The sequence below is a fragment of the Streptomyces sp. UW30 genome (assembly GCF_008042075.1).
Classification (GTDB): Bacteria; Actinomycetota; Actinomycetes; order Streptomycetales; family Streptomycetaceae; genus Streptomyces.
In genome coordinates this window covers 1-934 of record NZ_RDBN01000169.1, presented here as the reverse complement: position 1 = coordinate 934, position 934 = coordinate 1, and the positions used below count along the sequence as shown (strand labels likewise).

Here is a 934-nt window from a genome sequence, read left to right as displayed (position 1 = left end):
GGTGTAGTAGTCGCTGTAGACCACCTGCGCCGCGAACCCGGCCGCGACCACCGCGATGGCGAGGGATGCCGTGACCAGGCCGCTCACCGCCGCCGTCGTCTGGGGGCGGCGGGGGCTGCGAGAGTCGCCCGGAGGGCGGGAAGTCGTCCGGCTCGAAGGTCGTGTCGTGGTCGTACGTCGCGTACGGGACGCCCTGGGCGAAGGGTTCGTAGCGAGCGCCCTCGCCGTACACCGCGGCCGGAGAGCTCTTCTCGTCGGCCTGGTCCGCGGTGGCCTGATCGGGCGCCGGCGCCTTGGACGCCGTCTCCTGGCCGTGGGCCGGGGGCCTCGTCCCCGATTCCGACGGCCCCCCTTCACCCGCCCCTGACCCTGCCGATTCCGCCGACGCAGCCTGCTCGGCGGACTCCGCCTCCCCCGGCGCCTCCACCCGAGGCCTGCCGATCCGGGCACCCTGCGTGTCACCCACCGGCTCCGCGCGCCGCTGCTCCAACCAGCACCGCCAGCCCCGCACCAGCACCGCCACCGGCACGGCCACCAGCGCGACCCACCCGAGCGTCGCCGCCCCGGTCTGCCACCACACCGGCCCGAACCGTGCGAGCGCCCCCAGCCCCAGCGGCCCGCCGGACAGCGTGGCCAGCACGGCGAACGCCACGGCGCAGAACACCGCCGCCAGCACTGCCGTCACGGCGGTCCGCCCGGGCGACCAGGTGACGGCGGACGCCGGCCCGCGCCCTGACCGTGCCGCCGTGGACGCCTCCCCGGCCTGGAACCGCCCCGTCGAGGAACCCTGCCCGACCTGAGACCGGCCGGTCGCGTACGCCCGCCCGCTCTCGGACCGCCCGCTCTCGGACCGCCCGCTCTCGGACCGCCCGTTCGAGGGCCCCTGCCCGACCCGGGACCGGCCCGTGGCCGACACCTGCCCGGTCCGRGAGCG

The 934-nt window shown here is 77.2% G+C and carries 1 pseudogene; it reads right to left on the bottom strand.

Annotated features, from left to right (window positions below):
* Nucleotides 1-571: 571 nt before the first annotated feature.
* Nucleotides 572-664: pseudogene (locus EAO75_RS48140) on the bottom strand (hypothetical protein); the annotation flags it as partial.
* Between the last annotated feature and the right edge of the window lie 270 nt (nucleotides 665-934).